4 protein-coding genes and 1 pseudogene are annotated in these 3,759 nt (G+C 76.5%); 1 reads left to right on the top strand and 4 read right to left on the bottom strand.

Going from position 1 to position 3,759, the window contains the following annotated elements:
- The 3 genes and pseudogenes from AA75_RS50040 to AA75_RS32230 all read right to left on the bottom strand — a co-directional run.
- Positions 1 to 478 (bottom strand): annotated as a pseudogene (locus AA75_RS50040) (hypothetical protein); the annotation flags it as partial.
- A gap of 183 nt (positions 479 to 661) precedes the next feature.
- Complete coding sequence (locus tag AA75_RS32235) at positions 662 to 1,405, bottom strand: sensor domain-containing protein (protein ID WP_233289290.1); 744 nt, start codon at positions 1,403 to 1,405, stop codon at positions 662 to 664.
- A gap of 25 nt (positions 1,406 to 1,430) precedes the next feature.
- Complete coding sequence (locus tag AA75_RS32230) at positions 1,431 to 2,060, bottom strand: GNAT family N-acetyltransferase (protein ID WP_051813872.1); 630 nt, start codon at positions 2,058 to 2,060, stop codon at positions 1,431 to 1,433.
- A gap of 50 nt (positions 2,061 to 2,110) precedes the next feature.
- Here AA75_RS32230 and AA75_RS32225 point away from each other — a divergent pair, with 50 nt between their 5' ends.
- Positions 2,111 to 3,085 carry a hypothetical protein gene (locus tag AA75_RS32225; RefSeq protein ID WP_033823883.1) on the top strand — a complete coding sequence of 325 codons (975 nt, stop codon included), beginning with the start codon at positions 2,111 to 2,113 and terminating at the stop codon, positions 3,083 to 3,085.
- A 49-nt stretch (positions 3,086 to 3,134) separates the two neighbouring features.
- Here the strand turns inward: AA75_RS32225 and AA75_RS32220 are convergent.
- A partial coding sequence (locus tag AA75_RS32220; protein ID WP_033823882.1) for a M23 family metallopeptidase occupies positions 3,135 to 3,759 on the bottom strand: 625 nt, incomplete at its 5' end.

Here is a 3,759-nt window from a genome sequence, read left to right as displayed (position 1 = left end):
GGGGGGGGAGCCGGTCGGCCGGGGAGAACAGCTCGGGGTAGGCGAACAGCAGGTAGCTGCTGAGGGTGAGGGCGAACACCCCGTCCGCGAAGGGGAGTCGGGGCAGCGCGCCGGCCACGTAGTGCTCGGGGTGGGCGGCCGCGTCGGCGGTGAACAGGTCCCGGGCCCGGTCCCAGCTGCGCAGGTAGCGGTCGGCCGGCCGGCCACGGGGCAGGTGGCGCGCGGGGTCCGCGCCGATGGCCTCGGCCATCCGCTGCCGCCCGGCCCGGGCCGCCGCGGCGAGGGCGGGCGGCGCCGCGTACCCGGGGTCGACGGCGACCGCCCGGCAGCCGAGCGCACCGGCCTCGGCCACCAGTCCGGCCGCGCCGCCCGGGCAGTCGAGCAGCGGCCCGGGAAGGGCGCGCAGGGCGGCACGGGTGAGCCCGAACAGTCCGCAGTACTCGTCCAGCGGCCGGGAGGTGACCAGTACGGACGGCATCGCGGCTCCTGGCGGGACGGGCTCCGGCTCGGGCTGGCCCGGACGGGCTCGGGGCGGGCCGTCCCAGCCGATCACGCCGGCTGCCGGACCGCCCGTCGGCCGGGCCGAACGGGCAGCGGGGAGCGGGGAGCGCGTGGAGCGACACCCCCGCCGGGCCCCGGCGGGGGTGTCGCTCCGGTGGTGTCAGCGGGCGCCGAGCAGGCCGCGGGCGGCGAGGCGGTGGACGTTGGTGAGACCGTGGACGATCTTCGGGGTGAGGACCACCAGCACCAGCCCGATCAGCGAGACACCGGCGATCTGGTACGGCGAGGTGATGTAGTACGTGTGGTAGTCGCCGTGGCTGCCGGTGTACTCGACCACCCGGTACCCGGGCCACCCCAGGTAACGCTTGAAGACCCAGTGGTAGAGCGGGTAGAGCGCGACCACCCACCCGGTGACCAGGAAGGTCACGGTGATGATGAAGGTGGCGACCGCCCACGGGAACATCAGCACCTGGTACAGCACCGCCCGCCAGCCCGCCGCGTCGGCGAGCCGGGCGGTGACGGCGCCCCAGAAGCCGCGCCGGGACGGCCGGACCGGCGCGGGGGCGGTGACCTCGGTGGCCAGCAGGGTGCGCAGCCGTTCGCGGTCCAGCGCGCCGAGGCCGCGGGCGGAGGTGATCAGCAGTGCGAGCAGCGGCAGGCCGACGGCGGTGACCAGCAGCCCCGTCCCGACCGCGAACAGCGTGACGACCAGGACGAAGCCGATGACCGCCACCGGCAGCCCGGTGACGACGAACCCGACCTCGCGGTAGGTCTCCGCACTGAACGGAGCCTTCCAGAAGGCCGGCCGATGGTCGGGCCGGCGGTCGGGCCGGCGGTCGGCGCGGATGCCGTAGGCGGCGGTGCTGGTGGTCATCTCGGGCCCCTTGACGTCGTCCGTACTCACGGGTCCTACGGTGCCAAAGCCGGTCTCAGCGGGGTATCCGGTGCGCTGCCGGATCGGGGGTGGGGTTCTCCCCACCCCCCGGGCGGGCGGGGTCCCCGGGGTCCGGCCGCCACTCGTGCTCCAGCAGCGAGTACTGGTCGGAGTCGAGCCAGCGGCCGGCCCGGCACAGGTCGTGCCGGATCCGGCCCTCCCGGTGGAATCCGGCCCTGGTCAGCACCCGGGCGCAGGCCAGGTTGCCGGGATCGGTGCGGGCGGCCAGCCGGTGCAGTCCGAGCCGGGCGAAGCCGAGCCGGCAGAGCAGTCCGGTGATCTCGCCGGCGTACCCCAGGCCCCAGGTGTCCCGGCGCAGCGCGAAGCCGAGCTGCGCCGCCCGGTCGCCGTCGAGGGTGAGGGCGGCGGTGCCGATGGCGGGCGCGTCCTCGCCGTCGGCGCGGCGGCGGACCGCGAGGCGGTAGACGGTGCGGGGCTCGCGTTCGGCCTCCTCCAGGTACAGCTCGATCTGGTCGGCGCAGTCCTCGAAGCCGTACGGCTCGAAGGCGAGGTGGCGGACGGTGTCCGGGTCACCGAGGACCGCGTGCAGGGCCGCCACCTCCTGCGGGGTGTGGGCGTACTCGCGCAGGGTCAGCCGGGGGCCGGACAGCCGTACCTGGTCCATGGCGCCCGACCCTACCCGGGCGGCTGCGGGGCACCGGCTACGGTTTGTCCGTGAATGACGAAGATCTGCAGCTCATCCCGCACACCCGCGCCGCCGACCTGCTCGCCGCCGCGGCCGAGGCCGGGCGGCCCGCCGTGCCCGAGGAGGCGCTGCGGACGGTGCTGGCACTGCTGGAGCTGAGCGGCGCCCGGATGCACGACGGCTACCCGGAGCTGAGCTCGGCGCTGCTGGAGCAGCTGCTGTACGAGCGGCTCTACCTGTACGTGCAGCCGGACCTGTCCGCGCGGGCGGACGGCGCGCGGGCGGACGGCGCGCAGGCGTACGGCGCGCAGGCGTACGGCGACGCGGTGCTGGCGCTGATCGAGCACCAGCGGGCGGCCCGGCGGCTGAACGCCAAGCGGTACGAGCGGCTGCGCGAGGAGGCCGAGTGGCAGGGTGAGGTGCTGGGCGGGCTGCTGCGCCGGTCCGACCTGGTGACCTGGCCCCGGCTGTACGCCCTGCTGCTGCGCGCGGACGGGGTGGACACCGCCGATCCGGGCGCGGTGCGCGGCTGGCTGGACGCCTTCCGGGAGCTGACGGCCGAGCAGCGTCTGGCGGTGTACGCGGCGGCGCCCGGTCTGGAGCCGGAGGAGCGGGACGGCGGCTGGGGACCGACCCGGCTGCTGATGATCGGGATGGCCACCGACGGCGCCCGGCTGCTGCTGGAGCAGGGCCTGATGCAGCGCAGCTACCGCAACCTGGCCGAACTGACGGCACTCGGCCGCCCGATGCCCGAGGAGCTGGCGGGCGACTTCGACGGCTTCGAGGCCGCGGTCGCCGTCGAGGCGCTGCGGCTGTACGGCGAGTGGACGGTGCCCGGGCTGCCGGCGCTGCTGGTCGAGGAGTACCCGGACCTGGCGCCGGAGCCCGGCAACGAGGAGATCGAGGAGTACCTGGCGGCCCGCGAGGCCGCGGCGCAGGAGACCGCGCAGGAGGCCGCCGACGCCGACGGCGAAGGCGATGCCGGGCAGTGGCCCACCGGTTGAGGCGGTGGCCCACGGGTTGAGGCGGTGGCCCACCGGTTGAGGCGGTGGCCTACGGGTTGAGGCCGTGCGCCTGCATCCAGGCCAGCGGGTCGACGGGGGCGCCGCCGCCGGGGCGGACCTCCAGGTGCAGGTGCGGTCCGGTGACGGTGCCGGTGGCGCCGACCGCGCCGAGCACCGTGCCGGGGGCCACCTCGCCCTCGGCGGTGGCGATCCGGGAGAGGTGGCAGTACCAGATCTCGGTGCCGTCGGGCAGCGTCTGGATCACCCGGTAGCCGTGCGGGCCGGACCAGCCCGCCGAGGTGACGGTGCCGGCGGCGACCGCGCCGACCGGTGCGCCGGTGCGGGCGGCGAAGTCCAGGCCGGTGTGCAGGTGCGCCCAGTAGGAGCCGGACTGCCCGTAGTGCGCGGTCAGGGTGTAGCCGGTGACCGGGAGGACGAGCGGGGCGCCGGACCGGACGTCCGGCTGCGGGGCGGCGGCGGGGGCGGGCTGCTGCGGGGTCTGCTGCGGGGCGGCGGTCTCGTACGCGGCGAGCTGGGCGGCCCGCTTGGCCTCGGCGTCCTGGGCGGCGGCGAGCCGGGCGTCCTCCTGCTCGGCGGCGGCGCGGCCGTCGGCCTGCTGCTGGATCCGGGCGGCGAGCGCGAGGCCCGGGTCGGCGGCGGACGGGGCGCCGTCG

Source organism: Kitasatospora sp. MBT63 (genome assembly GCF_000710465.2).
In the GTDB taxonomy this organism is placed as follows: domain Bacteria; phylum Actinomycetota; class Actinomycetes; order Streptomycetales; family Streptomycetaceae; genus Kitasatospora.
The sequence above is the reverse complement of the archived record's forward strand: the minus strand, read 5'-3'. Positions and strand labels throughout refer to the sequence as shown.

Coding starts and splice junctions, on each gene's coding strand:
- AA75_RS32230 (WP_051813872.1), bottom strand. CDS start 2,060: ATGGACCAGGTACGGCTGTCCGGCCCCCGGCTGACCCTGCGCGAGTAC.